Source organism: Vreelandella sp. 21, assembly GCF_050995515.1.
In the GTDB taxonomy this organism is placed as follows: domain Bacteria; phylum Pseudomonadota; class Gammaproteobacteria; order Pseudomonadales; family Halomonadaceae; genus Vreelandella; species Vreelandella alkaliphila.
Genome location: NZ_CP194673.1, coordinates 1,568,043 through 1,584,266, shown reverse-complemented (window position 1 = coordinate 1,584,266; position 16,224 = coordinate 1,568,043). Strand labels below are relative to the sequence as shown.

The 16,224-nt window shown below is 52.5% G+C and carries 14 protein-coding genes; 7 read left to right on the top strand and 7 right to left on the bottom strand.

Going from position 1 to position 16,224, the window contains the following annotated elements; genetic code table 11:
• Window positions 1–28: 28 nt before the first annotated feature.
• Window positions 29–1,843, bottom strand: a complete 1,815-nt coding sequence (locus ACN06F_RS07375) for an NAD(P)/FAD-dependent oxidoreductase (protein ID WP_038483564.1) — start codon at window positions 1,841–1,843, stop codon at window positions 29–31.
• A 395-nt stretch (window positions 1,844–2,238) separates the two neighbouring features.
• Between ACN06F_RS07375 and ACN06F_RS07370 the strand changes: the two genes are divergently transcribed.
• From ACN06F_RS07370 to ACN06F_RS07360, 3 genes are all read left to right on the top strand, one after another.
• Complete coding sequence (locus ACN06F_RS07370; protein WP_433924955.1) at window positions 2,239–4,224, top strand: sigma-54-dependent Fis family transcriptional regulator; 1,986 nt, start codon at window positions 2,239–2,241, stop codon at window positions 4,222–4,224.
• A 104-nt stretch (window positions 4,225–4,328) separates the two neighbouring features.
• Window positions 4,329–5,183: an AAA family ATPase gene (locus tag ACN06F_RS07365; RefSeq protein ID WP_095604201.1), complete on the top strand. Its 855-nt coding sequence runs from the start codon at window positions 4,329–4,331 to the stop codon at window positions 5,181–5,183.
• Between the two features lie 3 nt (window positions 5,184–5,186).
• Complete coding sequence (locus ACN06F_RS07360; RefSeq protein ID WP_198349799.1) at window positions 5,187–6,365, top strand: vWA domain-containing protein; 1,179 nt, start codon at window positions 5,187–5,189, stop codon at window positions 6,363–6,365.
• A 112-nt stretch (window positions 6,366–6,477) separates the two neighbouring features.
• On the opposite strand, the gene ACN06F_RS07355 is transcribed toward ACN06F_RS07360, so the two are convergent.
• From ACN06F_RS07355 to ACN06F_RS07345, 3 genes are all read right to left on the bottom strand, one after another.
• Entirely contained in the window at window positions 6,478–7,008 is a 531-nt protein-coding gene (locus ACN06F_RS07355; RefSeq protein WP_433924954.1) for a cytochrome b, read from the bottom strand.
• Window positions 7,009–7,205: 197 nt separating this feature from the next.
• Window positions 7,206–8,624, bottom strand: coding sequence for a xanthine/uracil/vitamin C permease (locus tag ACN06F_RS07350; protein ID WP_433924953.1), 1,419 nt, complete (start codon window positions 8,622–8,624; stop codon window positions 7,206–7,208).
• A 386-nt stretch (window positions 8,625–9,010) separates the two neighbouring features.
• Window positions 9,011–9,571: a hypothetical protein gene (locus ACN06F_RS07345; protein WP_253487784.1), complete on the bottom strand. Its 561-nt coding sequence runs from the start codon at window positions 9,569–9,571 to the stop codon at window positions 9,011–9,013.
• Window positions 9,572–9,741: 170 nt separating this feature from the next.
• On the opposite strand from ACN06F_RS07345, the gene ACN06F_RS07340 reads away from it, so the two are divergent.
• Window positions 9,742–10,134: a RidA family protein gene (locus tag ACN06F_RS07340; protein WP_038483550.1), complete on the top strand. Its 393-nt coding sequence runs from the start codon at window positions 9,742–9,744 to the stop codon at window positions 10,132–10,134.
• 20 nt (window positions 10,135–10,154) lie between these two features.
• Here ACN06F_RS07340 and ACN06F_RS07335 read toward each other — a convergent pair whose 3' ends face one another.
• Window positions 10,155–11,606 (bottom strand): cobyric acid synthase, encoded by a 1,452-nt coding sequence (locus ACN06F_RS07335; RefSeq protein WP_433924952.1) that lies wholly within the window; start codon window positions 11,604–11,606, stop codon window positions 10,155–10,157.
• Window positions 11,607–11,783: 177 nt separating this feature from the next.
• Between ACN06F_RS07335 and ACN06F_RS07330 the strand changes: the two genes are divergently transcribed.
• Window positions 11,784–12,704, top strand: a complete 921-nt coding sequence (locus ACN06F_RS07330; RefSeq protein WP_038483546.1) for a glutaminase — start codon at window positions 11,784–11,786, stop codon at window positions 12,702–12,704.
• A 7-nt stretch (window positions 12,705–12,711) separates the two neighbouring features.
• Here ACN06F_RS07330 and ACN06F_RS07325 read toward each other — a convergent pair whose 3' ends face one another.
• A complete protein-coding gene (locus tag ACN06F_RS07325) occupies window positions 12,712–13,572 on the bottom strand; it encodes a bifunctional transcriptional activator/DNA repair enzyme AdaA (RefSeq protein ID WP_095604207.1) in 861 nt (286 codons plus the stop codon).
• 182 nt (window positions 13,573–13,754) lie between these two features.
• Here ACN06F_RS07325 and ACN06F_RS07320 point away from each other — a divergent pair, with 182 nt between their 5' ends.
• Complete coding sequence (locus ACN06F_RS07320) at window positions 13,755–14,348, top strand: LysE family translocator (protein ID WP_433924951.1); 594 nt, start codon at window positions 13,755–13,757, stop codon at window positions 14,346–14,348.
• Here the strand turns inward: ACN06F_RS07320 and ACN06F_RS07315 are convergent.
• A complete protein-coding gene (locus tag ACN06F_RS07315) occupies window positions 14,313–15,242 on the bottom strand; it encodes a helix-turn-helix domain-containing protein (RefSeq protein ID WP_433924950.1) in 930 nt (309 codons plus the stop codon). The genes ACN06F_RS07320 and ACN06F_RS07315 overlap by 36 nt on opposite strands.
• Window positions 15,243–15,396: 154 nt before the next feature.
• Between ACN06F_RS07315 and ACN06F_RS07310 the strand changes: the two genes are divergently transcribed.
• A complete protein-coding gene (locus ACN06F_RS07310) occupies window positions 15,397–16,215 on the top strand; it encodes a DUF1206 domain-containing protein (protein ID WP_433924949.1) in 819 nt (272 codons plus the stop codon).
• The last annotated feature ends 9 nt before the right edge of the window (window positions 16,216–16,224 follow it).

The following is a 16,224-nucleotide window of genomic DNA, read 5'->3' as shown; positions in this document are numbered from 1 at the left end:
GCTACCCCTTAGTTATGCAATTTGTGTCTTATGCTCTGTGATGAACTGGCTGCAGGCCATAGACAGGGGTATCTAGCCCTTCCATGCGTGCTTTTAACTGCAGCGCCAAATAGCGTGAGTAATGCCGCGACTGGTGTAGGTTGCCACCATGGAACCACAGTGCCTCTTGCTGAGTGGGCTTCCACATATTGCGCAGCTCTCCTTCCCATGGGCCCGGGTCTTTGGTGGTGTCGGAACCTAGCCCCCAACACTTGCCGACTTTATCGGCCACTTCTTGAGAAATAAGCCGCGCCGCCCAGCCATTCATCGAGCCATAGCCGGTGGCATAGATGATCAAGTCAGCATCAAGCTCGCTGCCATCAGTCAGCGTGATGGAGTGCGGATTAATGTGCTCAATGCCTACGCCACTGCGCAGTTTGATATCGCCACTGGCCACCAAGTCGCATGCACCTACATCGATGTAATAGCCCGAACCGCGACGTAAATACTTCAAAAACAGCCCTGATTCATCGTCACCGAAATCGAGCATAAAGCCTGCGCTCTCAAGCTTTTGGTAAAACTCAGCATCGCGCTTTTTAATCGCTTCAAAGGCGGGGCGCTGAAAATCCGGTAATACTTTGTACGGAATCGAGGCAAACACTAGATCGGCTTTCTCATGGGTTAAGCCATTCGCCACAGCCTCTTCCGAATAAAGTGGTCCTAACACCTCTTCCATCAGTGAGTCTGACTTCACAATATGAGTAGATGAACGCTGCAGCATGGTGACATCGGCATCGTGCTCCCATAGTGCGGCGGCAATGTCATGGGCCGAGTTATTAGAGCCCACGATGACGCATTTCTTACCTTTATAGGCATCCGGCCCCGGGTGCTGGCTAGAGTGCTGCTGCTCACCTGCAAAGTTTTCTGCCCCTGGGAATTTAGGCACATTCGGCATACCAGACATACCGGTAGCCATTACCAACTGCTTGGGCCGTAGCGTGATCTCTTCGCCGTTGCGCTTAACCTTAACCACCCACTCGCCTGCGGCTTCGTCATAGCTAGCATTCTGACACTCGGTGGAACTCCAATAATTGAGCTCCATCACTTTTGTGTACATTTCCAGCCAATCGCCCACTTTGTCTTTCGGGGCGAATACCGGCCAGTTATCTGGGAAAGGGATATAGGGAAGGTGGTCGTACCACACTGGATCGTGCAAGCAGAGCGACTTATAGCGCTTACGCCAGGAGTCTCCCGCGCGCTCGTTTCGCTCAATGATGATCGTTGGCACACCCAGTTGCCTTAACCGTGCGCCTAAACCAATACCGCCCTGGCCACCGCCAATAATCACGCAGTAAGGCTGCCGGGTATAGCCCAGTTCCGCTTCTTCACGCTGCCGTGACTCCAACCACGTTTCACGCTGCTTATTGGCACCGTGCTCAGCCCCTTTGGGACGATGGTGATTGCACTGCTCGGGGTAGTCGTTCAGTGCTTGCATGGTGGTTAACAACGTCCAGCACTTGCCTCCTTTAAGGCGCAAATAGCCTTTACCACGGGCAACCGCGGTATTGAAAGTAAACCACGCATCGTAGACGTCGCCGTTTTCAGTGGCCTCGCCTTCTAACTGCCAGTCCGTAGGCTGTGCGTTATTGAGCGTGGCATTGAGCATGGCCTGAATTTCATCTTTGCCTTCGCAGGTTTTTAAATTCCAGGTAAACGTAAGAAAGTCACGCCAGTAGCACTCGTCTCCAAACAGAGACAGCACTCGCTCAATATCCTGGGTTTGAAGGGCAGTATCAAAATCGTGCAGCCACGCTTGAACAGTATCCGTGGGGGTTTGCTGGACTTGTGCCGTTATCTTTGACATAGCGGGTACTCCATGTGCATTTGTTATTGTTGAGTTAACTGTGATGCACACAACCCTAAGCAGTTACCGTGCCAAACAGCCTGAAAAGCACATCAACAAGCTGAAAAATAAACAAAAATACAGCCTTAACGAGATACAAGACAGTGATAAGGCGTAGCGAGGGTCTTTTGCCATGGATGGCAAAAGTAGCGCCCAGGGAAGGGTTTACAGCGCCCTCGCCGAGCCTTATCACCTACTGAGTAACCAATAGAGAGCCATGTACACCTGTCACGCCGTTTACAGCTTGACGTTACAGGTGTAACGCACGACTAACGGCGTAAGCAGACCACGTTGACTCTGGAGGTAAAGCGCATAGGCTGAAAGAACAATAACGACAGCGCCCAACGAGTAACGCCATGCTGCATTCCACGCTTGCACCTACACGGCTTCAATCTGAACAACGTCGACATATCGAGCATATTTTTCAGCTCGGTGAAGGGCTAGATACCCCCAGCTTGCCTGCCCAAGCCACCATTCGTCGTTCCTGGCTGCGCTGCCTAAATGAGTATCAGCTAGACCCCACTCATCCACGCCCAGCGCGGGTGGTGCCGCAGCAAACATTGATTGAGCACCGCGAGTCTGTTGATGAATTACTGCATGTCGCCCGCGCCGGGGTCGATCAGCTTTATGGGCAAATAGCGCAACTTGGCTACGTACTACTCGTCACCGACCACCGCGGCATTACCGTTGAGTTTCGCGGCGACCCCAACCAGGACCAGCAATTACGCAAAGCAGGCCTCTACCTGGGGGCTGACTGGGATGAACGCTTTGCTGGCACCTGCGCTGTTGGCACCTGCTTGCATGATCGCCAGGCGATTATCTGCCACCGCCAAGAACACTTCGATGCATCCCATATCTCGCTGACCTGCACCGCCGCTCCTATTGCTGACCCTCAGGGTAATGTGATGGCCGTGTTAGATATCTCCGCGCTGCAGTCGCCTACCCAGCACGAAAGCCAGAATTTCAGCCTATCGTTGGTAACGCTTTATGCGCGCATGATTGAGGATGCCTATTTTCTGCAGCGCTACCGCGACTGCCTGATGGTGCGTCTAGATACTTCGCGGGAATTTGTGCACGTCAACGGGCGTGGTTTAATCGCCATTGAAGAGAATGGACAGGTCATCGCTGCCAACGCCGTAGGCCGCGAGCTAATCGCCGAACACCAGCACCGCTGGCCACCTTGGTCGGCAAATCACACCCCAATGCTTGGCGAACTATTTGAGTGCGAGATCGCCGATATACTCAGCATTAATAGCGGTACTGATGATCAATTGCGTGCCTTCCGCGCTCGCGCCAGCAACACCATCCACTTTATTAGCCTGTTGGAGCCCCGCCGCCCCCGCATGGCGCAACGGGCAACACCGCTTACTTCTGAACTGCCGGAACCCTTAGCTCGGCTGGGTGCCGACGACCCTGCGATGCGCAAAGTACAAAAACTAGCCGACCGCTTGCGCAATGAAGCTAACGTGAACGTGCTGATTAGCGGCGAAACCGGAACCGGTAAAGAGGTGGTTGCACGGGCGCTGCACGAAAGCGGCAACCGCGCCAAACAACCGTTTATTGCCGTCAACTGTGCGGCCATTCCCGAGTCACTGATTGAAAGCGAACTGTTTGGCTACGAACCTGGCGCCTTTACCGGCGGCCGCTCAAAAGGGATGCGCGGGCTTATTCCACAGGCTCATGGAGGCACGCTGTTTTTAGACGAAATCGGAGATATGCCGTTAGCGCTACAAACCCGACTGTTGCGCGTGCTGGCCGAACGGGAAGTCATGCCGCTAGGGGCTAACACGCCAGTTAAAATCGATATTCGTGTTATTACGGCCACCCATCGCCATATCGAAGAAATGATCCAGCAAGGGGAATTCCGCGAAGACCTCTATTACCGGCTAAACGGTGCTCAGCTGCGACTACCCGCGCTACGCGAACGCGCCGATAAGCTATTTGTTATTCGCCGCGTGTTTGAAGATGTCGCCGCCGAACGCGCCACGCAAATATCGCCGCGTCTACGCGCAGATGCTATCAGTGCGCTGCTCGCGTATTCATGGCCCGGCAATATCCGTCAACTTAAAAACGCTCTTGCTTTTGCCCTGGCCACTTCGGAAAGTGACGAAATCACCGTTCACGATCTGCCAGAACAGTGCCTTAGCCAGCGAATTACCCGCAACGCGTCGGCCCAACTTGAAACGAACGCCAACGAAGCCCTTTCAGGTTCACTTATCGATCTGCTCAAGCAACATCACTGGAATATCAGCGCGGTTGCCCGTGAGCTAGGCGTTTCGCGTCCCACGGTATATCGGCAAATGCAGCGCCAAGGAATTGTGCCCCCCAACTGGCAGGGCTGATAGCCAATTGCTCTATCCACTAGTTGGCCATGGGGTTTACCCTCACGTACACTTGTTTGAATCTATTTTTAAACAACTCGTTTCGACAAGCCGAGGCACTCCCCATGGCGTTTGATTCAACCTCTTCTTACATCGCAACTGATGCACTCAAACAGGCAGTCAATGCCGCGGTTGTGCTACAGCGTCCATTACTCATCAAAGGTGAACCCGGTACCGGTAAAACACTGCTGGCCGAGGAACTCGCTGAATCCCTGGGCACTAAGCTGATTACTTGGCATATCAAGTCCAGCACCAAAGCCGCTCAAGGGCTTTATGAGTACGATGCGGTCAGCCGCCTGCGCGATTCCCAGTTGGGCGTTGAAGGGGTGGAAAATGTCGGTAACTACATCAAGCCCGGCAAGCTGTGGGAAGCTTTCACCGCAGGCGAGCGTGTGGTACTGCTGATTGATGAAATCGACAAAGCGGATATCGAGTTTCCCAACGACCTGCTGCAAGAGCTGGATCGTATGGAGTTTCATGTTTATGAAACCGGTGAAACCATTCGCGCCGAACAACGCCCAATTATCGTGATTACTTCGAATAACGAAAAAGAGCTACCCGACGCTTTCCTACGTCGCTGCTTTTTCCATTACATCGAATTCCCCGACCGCGAAACCATGCAGGCGATTGTGGATGTACACTTTCCGGATATCGCCCCCAAGCTGGTCGGCGAAGCCTTGGAAGTGTTCTTCGATCTGCGCAACGCCCCAGGGCTCAAGAAAAAGCCCTCTACCTCAGAGCTGGTGGATTGGCTCAAGCTGCTAATGGCTGACGAACTGGCCCAGGAAGCGCTGTATAACCGCGATCCGGCCAAAGCCCTACCGCCGATGGCGGGCGCGCTGGTTAAAAACGAGCAGGATACTCACCTGCTAGAACGCCTGGCGTTTATGATGCGTCGCCAAAAGAGTACGGGGCGCTAAGCCATGTTTATTGGTCTGTTTGATGCCCTCAAACGTGCCGGTGTGCCCGTTTCTCTGCGCGAATTGCTCGACCTGCACGCGGTGGTCGAACATGGCGTCGTGTTTGCCGATATGGAAGCGTTTTATCAAGTGGCGCGTACGGTCATGGTCAAAGACGAGCGCTACTTTGACCGCTTTGATCGTGCCTTTGCCGCCTGGTTTAAAGGCCTTGAAGACATGGATTCGGCAATCGAGGCGCTCATTCCCGATGAGTGGCTGCGACGCGAATTTGAAAAGCAGCTCAGCGACGAAGAGAAAGCCAAAATTGAGTCGCTTGGTGGTCTTGAAGAGCTGATTGAGACCTTTAAAAAGCGCCTGGAAGAGCAAAAAGAGCGCCACGCGGGCGGTAACAAGTGGATTGGCACGGGTGGCACCAGCCCTTTTGGAGCGTATGGTTACAACCCCGAAGGCATACGTATTGGCCAGGATGGTTCCCGCCACCGTCGCGCTACCAAAGTTTGGGACGAGCGACGTTTTCGCGATTACGATGACTCGCTTGAACTGGGCACCCGCAATATCAAAATGGCCTTACGGCGGCTACGCAAGTTTGCCCGCCAAGGAGCGCTGGACGAATTTGATGTAGACAGCACTATCCGCGAAACCGCACGGGATGCAGGGTTACTCAACATTCAAATGCGCCCCGAACGTCATAATGCGGTTAAAGTGCTGCTGTTTTTAGATGTCGGCGGATCGATGGATGATCATATTCGCGTCTGCGAAGAGTTATTCTCAGCGGCACGTTCCGAATTCAAACACTTGGAACATTATTACTTCCACAACTGCCTCTACGAAGGGGTTTGGCGTAACAATATGCGGCGCCGTAACGAGCGCATCCCGACCATGGATGTGTTGCACACTTACGGCGAGGACTATCAGGTGGTGATTGTCGGTGATGCCGCCATGTCGCCTTACGAAGTCACTCACTCGGGTGGCAGCGTGGAACACTTCAATGATGAACCTGGCGGCGTGTGGCTAAAACGCTTGGCTGATACGTTTCCACGCTTGGCGTGGTTAAACCCCATGCCACCCCGTGCCTGGGAGTACACCTACTCGACCCAGTTAATTCGTGACGTTATCGATGACCGCATGTATCCCATGACCATGGAAGGACTGGAAACAGCAATGCGCGAGTTAGCTAAGTAGCAATTCGTCGAAAAGGACAGTATTACTATCTCATCTGAAATTTTAATCAAAAAAAACAGCGCGTTCGATAGAACGCGCTGTTTTTGCAAACCTAATCGACTAACACTTCCCACTAAGTCATGCGTGACAGCACATCGTGGTTAGTCAATTTTCGATGCAAAATTGCCATCACCACATGTCCCACAATCAACGCCAGCAGTGCCCAGCCGAGTTCACCATGCAACAAACCGCCAAGCTCGGTCATCCAGGCAATTTTTTCACCATCAAAGCCTGGCATTAGGTTAAACCCAAATACATCCAGCGCACGACCTGAACCGTACTGGCGAATTAGTGCAATCGTAGGCACTGCGATCATCAAACCATACAGTGCCAAGTGCCCCCACGTTGCCATCACACTAACCGAGGTCGGGCGGCGAGGTGCGTTGATTAACGCCCAGACGCCTCGCACGACCACAAGCGCCAGGAGCACCACGCCCACTTGGCTGTGAGTGCCCCATAAAAAAGATTCGAGCGGAGTGTCTTCGAAAAACACCCGCGCCGCAGCACTGCTGAATTGCCATACAAATAATAGTGCCATCCCCCAGTGAAGCAGGCGACTGACTATCCCATAGCGTTTATTAGTATCCATCATTGCTAGCGCCATACACCGCTCCTCAGCTTAAGTCATCAACAATAAGGCTATTTTAGCGAGCTTAGCGAACAACATCATGACAAGAGCATGGATTTTTGTTGCCAATAGCGGAACACGCTGTTCCAAAGAAAAACCGGCAGGCCTATTAAGACCCACCGGTTTTCAAACCGCCCAATAGTTACGCAAGCGTTGTGTTAACTGCTGGTTAACTAACGGGCTGGTTTTTCTTCTGCTTCACTCACCAACTCCTTTTCGACCGCCATATCTTCTTCTACATGGATAGGCTCTTCAGCCTCGTCATTGGCGTGTCTCCGCGAACGGTGTTCAATCATGAAGTACAGAATCACCCCAACACCGAGCCCCCAGGCTGCACCGTGGGTGGCCAACACTACACCCATAATCCCGGCAACGCCCATGGCGGTGGCATTCTTAATCTGCTCAACCGCTACTGCAATGCATAGGTAACCGGTAATCAGCAACGTAATCGACAGCGCAATTGGCAACACCGGGCGGAAAAGCGTTACCAACGGCAATAAGAACAGTGCCAGGAACCCGACAATCCAAAACACTGATGCTCCTGAGTAGATGGTATCCATCGCCCCGCGGCCATAGCGGTAGCGTTCTGCAATGGTTGCCATCGCCCCGGTAAAGAGCGGCCCGGCCAGCCCAGGGTAAGGGGCAAACATGGAGTGCATCAGGTTACGCAAACCGGTAATTAGATGAACGCGATCGACATTCACCTCAATTTTTTCATCCGGGCGTAAATGGTCGACACGCTTGATCAGGCTTTGACCAACAATAATGTCACCAAATGCGATGATATACGCGATGATAGCCGTTGGGATTGCCGCAACCAGTAGATCGATACCCGGCGCACCAATGGTAAACGGTAGATACGCCCAGATACCGGCAAAATCGGGTATCGCAATGCCCCACTCAACCGAAGGCATCGGGTATTCGGCAACTCCCCAGCCAATCGCCATGGTGATTAGCATCCCCGGCACCATGCCGTAGGCGGCGATATTGCGTGCCCAGCGAAACTTCTCAGTCAAGTCACGAAATGACAGTGAAAACAGCACATAAAGCGTAATTAAACCGCCAATCCCCAGCGAAATAGGCGTTTCGTACAGCCTGCCCCCAACGCTAATCTCGCCGCTAATTGCCGCAATGCCTGCGCCGAGTAAAATGCCTGCTTTAATTGAATCCGGCACGCTATTAACCAGCGTTGTTCCTAACCGAGTTACCGCCATAAATAGAAAAATCGCGGTGACCATGAGCTGCAGCGCTACCATCGCGCGGATTGCTTCTGGTCCCGGTTCAAACTGGCCAATAAACAGCAGTACCACAGGTATCGCGGGCGTGATCCAACCGGCCACAAACGGAACACCCAACAACGGGGGAAGAATAAAACCAATGCCGCACACGACGACGTAGGCCAACGCCACTTCATAAGGAAGCCCTAGATATTGTTCTAATAGAGGAATCATCCCTAGCCCGATAACAAACATCACCAGCGCTTGGATGGTCTCAGGTATTTCCCAACGGAAATGAATAAAGGGTAGGCGAACTTTGAATGGGCCAACCGGCCAGTAGGGATGTTCTTCCCCATACTTTCTTTTGAGCAGCACGACGATTCCTCACGGTGTCTGATTGTTCATTATTGAATCCTTGTGAGTATTGTTTTTGTTAGGTACGTGCTTTTTACTCAGCTATCCACCAAGTTAATATTCGACTTTTCGTGCATACCCCTTTATGGCTGACCCAAATATTGTCGACATGCCGACTGGAAAATAATCCCCTATGGGTTAAATGGATGCAAAATACGCTTAAAAACCGAAAAAATCATTCAAACTGTCGACAACACAGCAATAAAAAAACGACGCTTACGTAAACGTCGTCTTTTAGTCTTAGCTATATAAGAAGTGGCGTAATAACACCTAAAGATCAGGAGCAGCAGGTGCTGAGGGGTAGTCACCGTACCGTTATCCATCCACTCACTGAGTGTTCTATCGCCTTACAGGGTAGCTGGGAAGCTGTTTAAACCTGACAAAAAAGCGTCTTTAGCCTCAGCAAATGCAGTGGGGTCATGCTTAAATCGGCGCAGTATTAGCGCCTCATCCAGGCTCAACGTGGGCGTCAGTTCATCGCTATGCTTAGCAGGATGACGTGCGCCTAAACCAACACGTTGCCCATTTTCCCCATCAAACCAACGCTTAAACCCGCACTGCTGATAGAACGCTTCTTGGGTGGCATCGCTTACCTCAACGCGCAGCGGGGCTTTGAGGCTTAACTCGCTGATTAAACGCGCTTTAGCACCATCAACAAACTCGCAAGCGTGGGTTACCGTCATCCCCTCGCCAGCCTCATCCAACACCAGCAATGCTAGCGCCAGGGGTTTACCATCGCCATCGACACCCGCCAAAAGACGGGCTGCCTCTTGGTCAAACAGCACGTTTTTCGTGCCGGTAAAAATTACCAGCGGCGTTAACCCAGCTTGCTGACCGTATACCTTGGCACACAAGGTTGCCAAACACGCATTACGCGGGGCGCTCTGACTAATATGAACTACCTTCATTACGCTCTCTCATGAGAATTTAAAATCACATCAACAACGGGGAAACCTTAAAAGTTGGCCAGCCTAGAGCAAAGCTATCGATAGCACCACCCTCTGCTCCCAAAGGAACTACACTCTAGTAGCAGAGTCGCACTAAGCGCGACTCGCTTATTTGTCGCTAAGGAGAGCCAATGCCACAGTATATCGACGATCCCACGTTACCCAAACCGAGTTTCCCTGGTAGTCACATGGTTATCGATGATCATTATGTGTTTATTTCAGGGCTGACGGTTATGGATCTTTCTAACGGCAAAGCCACTCGTGGAGATGTCAAAGAAGAAACACGCCTCGTCATGCGCGAACTTGAACGCATGTTAAAACAAGAGGGAGGCAGCTTGGCGGATATTGTTAGAGTCGACATTCATCTCGCAGACTTAAGGCAGATCAATGCATTAGACAGTATCTACGCGGAGTTTTTTGAACCGGGCCGCTACCCAGCACGCACCTGCACCGAGTCACCAAATATTTGCGGGGGCAGCACCGTCGAGATTACTTTGATGGCAAAGCGCCCACCGCAAGAATAAACACTCAGCATTCTGGGCGCTTAATGCGCCCCTACCATCGCCAACACCGCATCAATATCCAAGTGCGCTTCCAGCGTATCAGCCAGTCGATCAAGCGCTTGCTCGCGGTGGGCGCGATAATCGACGGGTGCCGCACTTGCTAGCCCTAACGTAGTAAGCAACGCTTGGCAGGCTTCAGGGTGGTCAAACAACCCATGCAAGTAAGTGCCCATCACTTGGCCATCGATACTGATAGCGCCATCCACGTGGCTACCTAAATCAAAAAGCGGCCGATTGAGTGCAGCCCCGTTGCTCACACCATTGTGGATTTCGTAGCCCGTTACAGCCGCTTCTTGCCCGACCATAACGCCGCTGACATTGCGCAGCTGCTTGCCCGCGACCATTCTCGTGGATACCTGCAACAACCCCAAACCTGCTACCTTCCCGGGCGCGCCTTCCAAGCCGTGCGGGTCATCTATCCACTCACCCAGCATTTGAAAACCACCGCAAATCCCCAGCACCTTGCCACCGTAGCGCAAATGGCGAGCAATCGCGTCTCTCCAGCCCTGGCGTGTTAGCCAGGCTAAATCACTGACGGTGCTTTTGCTCCCCGGCAGTATCATTACATCAGCAGGTGGAATCGGTTGGTCTGGCCCTACAAAGGTAAGCGATACCTGGGGATGTAAGCGCAGCGGATCAAAATCTGTATGATTGCTGATACGCGGCAGCGCGGGAACAATCACCTTCAGGGTGTGATTGGCTTTTTCAGCGTGAACCCGGCCAATGCTATCTTCAGCATCCAGCAGTAGGCCCTGTAAGTAAGGCAAGGTGCCCAGAACTGGCTTGCCAGTACGCGCTTCTAACCACTCAAGCCCCGGTTCTAAAAGGCCAATATCGCCCCGAAAACGGTTAATAATAAATCCTTTCGTGCGTGCCTGCTCGCTGTCGCTTAATAGCGCCAGCGTTCCTACTAGCTGAGCAAACACACCGCCGCGGTCAATATCGCCTACTAACAAAACCGGACAGTCGGCAGCTTCGGCAAAGCCCATATTTGCGATATCGCCTTTACGCAGATTGATTTCCGCCGGACTGCCCGCGCCTTCGGCAATGATCACATCAAAGCGGCTTTCCAGGGCCTGCCATGCCGCCATGACGCTCTCTTTCGCCGTGCGCTTAAACGCGTGGTAATCCAGTGCATCCATGTGGCCATGCACTTTACCGCGTAAAATCACTTGGGCTCCGCGATCCGTCTCCGGCTTTAATAGCACCGGATTCATATCACTATGGGGAACCACACCCGCCGCCTGCGCTTGTAACGCAGTGGAGCGGCCAATTTCACCGCCGTCGCTAGTGACCGCACTATTGAGTGCCATGTTTTGCGGTTTAAATGGCGCGACTGAGATACCACGGCGCTTTAACACGCGACAAAGCCCAGCAACCACCGTGCTTTTGCCCGCATCCGAGGTGGTGCCCTGAATCATTAATGTGGTCATGCCCGTCGGCTCTTGCTGAAAGTAGCCGAACTGTAGCCGCCGAACAGCTAGTTAGCAACGGACAAGACCTCTCAACAACGTGCATAGGCCATGGCATTTCGGTATCAACCGCCAGCAGACAAGCCTGCTCGTTTCCGCTAGGGTAGCGCCTCATGCTGCCAAACGAATTCGTATTACATGCAAGAGTTACTCAATAAAATTGCCGCCGAGCTTGCCCTTGAAACCGAGCGCGGAAATGTCGCTGACTATATTCCCCAGCTTGCCCATGTGGACCCCAGCCAATTCGCTATCAGCTTAGCTACGGTAGACGGCCAACGCTTTTCTGCAGGCTGCGCCACTACGCCGTTCTCAATCCAGAGCATTTCCAAAGTTTTTACGCTAACCATTGCGTTGGGCAAATGGGGGGATGGATTGTGGTCGCGGGTCGGGCGTGAGCCTTCTGGCGACCCATTCAACTCTATCGTGCAGCTTGAGCATGAAAGCGGTAAACCACGTAATCCGTTTATAAATGCCGGGGCGATTGCGGTTGTTGATGCCATCATGATGGGTCACGAGCCTAAAGAGACACTGGCGGAAATTCTTAGCTTTGTGCGCTATATCGCCGACGATAACAGTATCTGTTTTGACCATCAGGTAGCGGCTTCCGAAATGCAGCACAAAGACCGCAACGCTTCTCTGGCTCATTTTATGAAAGCCTTTGGTCGCCTACGCCATGATGTCGATAAAGTACTCGGCACCTACTTTCACCAGTGCGCAATTGCCATGAGCTGTGAACAACTTGCTCACGCCGGGCTGTTTTTGGCATCGGACGGTGTCAATCAGCCAAGTGATTTACGCGTGGTATCGCCCCAACGAGCGCGACGGATTAATTCATTGATGATGATGTGCGGCCACTACGATGCGTCGGGTGAGTTTGCGTTCCGCGTTGGTCTGCCCGGTAAAAGCGGCGTTGGCGGTGGAATTTTGGCTATTGCACCTGGGCGTGGTTCGCTTGCCGTATGGTCACCGGGGTTGGATAAATACGGCAATAGCCTACTGGGTACACGCGCCTTGGAAATGTTTGTTCAAGAGACCGGCTGGTCGGTATTTGGACACTAAGTCAGGGCTAATGCGGCTCAAGCTGAGGAGAATGCTGCGCCGCTTCCCAGGCCTGGAGCTGTTGCTTGGTTTCAATCCCCCAGCGATAGCCGCCTAGCGCACCACTTTGCTGAATCACTCGATGGCAAGGAATCAACAGTGCAATAGGGTTAGCACCCACCGCATTTCCGACGGCTCGAGATGATTTCGGCATGCCAAGTGCCTGGGCAATTTGCGAGTAGCTCGCCAACTGCCCTTCAGGAATAGTGAGCAGCGCGCGCCATACAGCAATCTGGAAATTAGTACCGCTCACGTGGAGCGATAGCGTGGCAGGTGTCGCTTTTGTGGTCGTTTCTGCAGATGTTGTAAACAGTGCCTCTACCGCATAACGGGTGGCATCAGGGCGATGGCATAGCGTACTGCGTGGCCACTGTTTTACGAGTTCTGCCAGCAACGCTTCCTGGCTGGTAGATGCCACAAAGGCCATCCGACAAATTCCTCTCGGCGTCATCGCCACCAATATCTCGCCGAAAGGTGTAGGGTGCACGCCATAGGCAATCTCAACCCCCTCCCCTTGGCGCTTAAATTCACCCGGCGTGACCGCTTCTAGCTGCACAAAGTGATCATAAAGCCGCGAGCCACCGCTTAGTCCTAGCGCATGCACGGTGTTGGTAAGACTTTCTGACGATGCGATCAGTTGTTTGCCCCGCTCCAAGGTCAGCGCCTGTAAAAAACGCTTAGGACTGATACCCGCATAACGACAAAACAGCCGCTGGAAATGGTAAGCACTCAAATGCACCTGAGCCGCCACCGTTTCCAAACTTGGCTGGCTAGCGGCATTGGCCACCATGTAGGACATCGCTTTTTCGATACGGGCATAGTCATTCATAAAGACGTTCTCACCGGAGCTAAACGAGGAAAAGCACAGGGCTCTCTGAGCATAGGACAAGCTTAACCAGACCGTGTCATCCGGCCTACCCGAATCTTGCGCAATATCGCGGCATCTCAATTTTGTTCAATACTCTTTTCTCGCGCTCTTGCAAGCTCTTGATTCTGTTTAGGAGGACAACAATGAGCGTTTCACTACTGTTACCGATGTCAGCATTTGCCCTTGCCGCGTCTATTTCACCAGGTCCCGTCAACCTTGTTTGCCTGAGTAGCGGCACCCACTACCCTATTGCCAAAGGGCTTATTTTTGTCACGGGGGCGACCCTGGGGTTTCTAGTGCTTTTCCTAGCGATTGGCGCGGGGCTCTACTCACTGCTAAACGTAGTGCCACTACTGGAGGAAATATTACGCTGGGCGGGGCTACTTTTTTTACTTTACTTAAGCTATCAGCTTTTCCAACATGATGGCGCTGTTCGTGGCCAGAGTACAGATAAGCCACCAGGCTTTATGACCGGCGCGATGATGCAGTGGTTAAACCCTAAGGCGTGGCTGGCGTCTGCCGCTGGCATTGGGGCTTACACCAGCAGTAATGACCCCTACCAGTTATGGCTGTTCGCTGCTCTCTACCTACCCATTTGTTGGTTGTCATTGGCCAGCTGGGTTTATGCAGGCGCTTTTCTTAGACGCTATATTCACCGTCCGTTCGTTCTGATTACCATTAACCGCACGCTGGCTGCTGGCCTAGCTGCCAGCGCTATTTTCCTGCTGTTTGAGTAGCGGATAGCGATACTGGTTGGGTGTTGCCGCCACTAACCGCTTAAATGTTCTCTGGAAGTGGGGTTGGTCGTTAAAGCCGGCTAATAAAGCCGCATTAACGATCGACTCCCCCTGCCTAAGCGCACGCTGGCCAAGCTGAACACGGCGATTAATCAGATAAGCATGAGGGGTAAGCCCATAGTGCTGCTTAAACGCACGGATAAGATGACCAGCGCTATAGCCGGTTAACTGACATAGCGTTTCCAATGACACATCAAAAGCCGCATTCACGTCACAATAGGCAGCCGCAGCCTGCAAGCCATCCGGCGGCTGCGGCCTAGAGACGGTTGTCTCGTGCGCTAATGCCAGCATCAATGCGGTAAGAAACCCGGTAACCGACGCGTGCTTCATAGAGAGAGTGCATTGCTTATCTAATAAACAAGCCGCCATTTCACAATAGTGGGCATACAGCGCTGGCTGTGAGACCACTGCCGTATCGATATCACTCCAGGTTGGGGAACCAAGCGTGCCTATTTGATAGCGTAAATCCGCTAGCCATTGCGCATCCACATAGAGCATCAAATATGCCCAAGGTTCGTTCTCGATGGGGTTACAGGCATGCACCCAGTCGGGGTTCATCATAACCAAGTCACCGGCGCTAATCGGGTAAGTCGATTCCCGATAGAAAAACGTACTGCTGCCTGACGTAATAGCCCCTACCGACCAGTGAACATGGCTATGAGGGGCGTAGCACACTTGCCTCGCATCACTGATTTTACGCAGTTCGACATAAGGCAGCCGTGAGTCGCGCCAAAAAACAGGCGGCGACCCAGCACGCGGAGACCCAGAATGTGGAGACCCAGAATGTGGAGACCCAGAATGTGGAGACTTAGCACTTGGAGACTTATGGCTCATCTTCTGCTCGCATCATCAAAAAATAGCGAATAGCCTGATAGCTTGGCCTACGCTAGACAATAGCACAACGCACGCACAGTATGGTCGCCAGACAAGCTCTATATAAGCCAGATTGCATAGGAATTCGCAATGCCATAAATGTCAGGAGGACACCATGGCCAATCGAATGAATAACCCAGATCATCGTGATGTGATTACCCTTTTCGCCCGAATGGGCTACGCTTCTCGCGGCATCGTTTATGTATTAGTGGGAGGCCTAGCCACCCTGGCAGCCTTTGAACAAGGCGGCCAAACGGAAGGCAGCCGCGGTGCTCTAGAAAGAGTGTTAACTGCTCCCTTTGGTAAAATCATGCTAGGTCTTATTGCTGTCGGTTTGGTCGGCTACGCTATGTGGCGCACAATCCAAGCTGTCAAAGACACCGACCATCATGGTAATGGTGCTAAAGGCTTAACTATTCGCGCAGGTTTATTAGCGAGTGCCATTACGCATATTCTTCTGGCATTTTTTGCCGCAACGCTCATCTTCCAATTTGCAGGCTCTTCTGGGGATTCCAGCGGCGGCTCGCAAGGCGTAGCAGGTTGGCTGATGCAGCAGCCTTTCGGGCGATGGTTAGTTGGCGGGGTTGGTTTAATTTTGATAGGTGTTGGTATTGCCCATGCAATCAAAGGCTACAAAGCAAAATTCGATAAACACTTTGCGATGCCACCACAAACTCAACAATGGGCCTACCCCATCTGTCGATTCGGCTTAGTGATTCGCGGTCTCGTCTTCGTGATCGTGGGCAGCTTTTTTATCATCGCAGCCTACCAAATTAACCCTAATCAAGCAGGTGGTATGGGAGAAGTGTTCAGCACGCTGCGAAGCCAACCTTTCGGTCAGTGGTTGCTTGCCTTTGTCGCACTTGGACTCTTTGCGTTTGGTCTCTACAGCCTTTTAGCGGCCGTCTATCGTCGCATTAATACTGAAATGTAGAGACATAAG

Bases quoted from the DNA above. Each gene is read 5' to 3' on its own strand.
- ACN06F_RS07375 (WP_038483564.1), bottom strand. From the start codon at position 1,843: ATGTCAAAGATAACGGCACAAGTCCAGCAAACCCCCACGGATACTGTT.
- ACN06F_RS07370 (WP_433924955.1), top strand. From the start codon at position 2,239: ATGCTGCATTCCACGCTTGCACCTACACGGCTTCAATCTGAACAACGT.
- ACN06F_RS07365 (WP_095604201.1), top strand. From the start codon at position 4,329: ATGGCGTTTGATTCAACCTCTTCTTACATCGCAACTGATGCACTCAAA.
- ACN06F_RS07360 (WP_198349799.1), top strand. From the start codon at position 5,187: ATGTTTATTGGTCTGTTTGATGCCCTCAAACGTGCCGGTGTGCCCGTT.
- ACN06F_RS07355 (WP_433924954.1), bottom strand. From the start codon at position 7,008: ATGGCGCTAGCAATGATGGATACTAATAAACGCTATGGGATAGTCAGT.
- ACN06F_RS07345 (WP_253487784.1), bottom strand. From the start codon at position 9,571: ATGAAGGTAGTTCATATTAGTCAGAGCGCCCCGCGTAATGCGTGTTTG.
- ACN06F_RS07340 (WP_038483550.1), top strand. From the start codon at position 9,742: ATGCCACAGTATATCGACGATCCCACGTTACCCAAACCGAGTTTCCCT.
- ACN06F_RS07335 (WP_433924952.1), bottom strand. From the start codon at position 11,606: ATGACCACATTAATGATTCAGGGCACCACCTCGGATGCGGGCAAAAGC.
- ACN06F_RS07330 (WP_038483546.1), top strand. From the start codon at position 11,784: ATGCAAGAGTTACTCAATAAAATTGCCGCCGAGCTTGCCCTTGAAACC.
- ACN06F_RS07325 (WP_095604207.1), bottom strand. From the start codon at position 13,572: ATGAATGACTATGCCCGTATCGAAAAAGCGATGTCCTACATGGTGGCC.
- ACN06F_RS07320 (WP_433924951.1), top strand. From the start codon at position 13,755: ATGAGCGTTTCACTACTGTTACCGATGTCAGCATTTGCCCTTGCCGCG.
- ACN06F_RS07315 (WP_433924950.1), bottom strand. From the start codon at position 15,242: ATGAGCCATAAGTCTCCAAGTGCTAAGTCTCCACATTCTGGGTCTCCA.
- ACN06F_RS07310 (WP_433924949.1), top strand. From the start codon at position 15,397: ATGGCCAATCGAATGAATAACCCAGATCATCGTGATGTGATTACCCTT.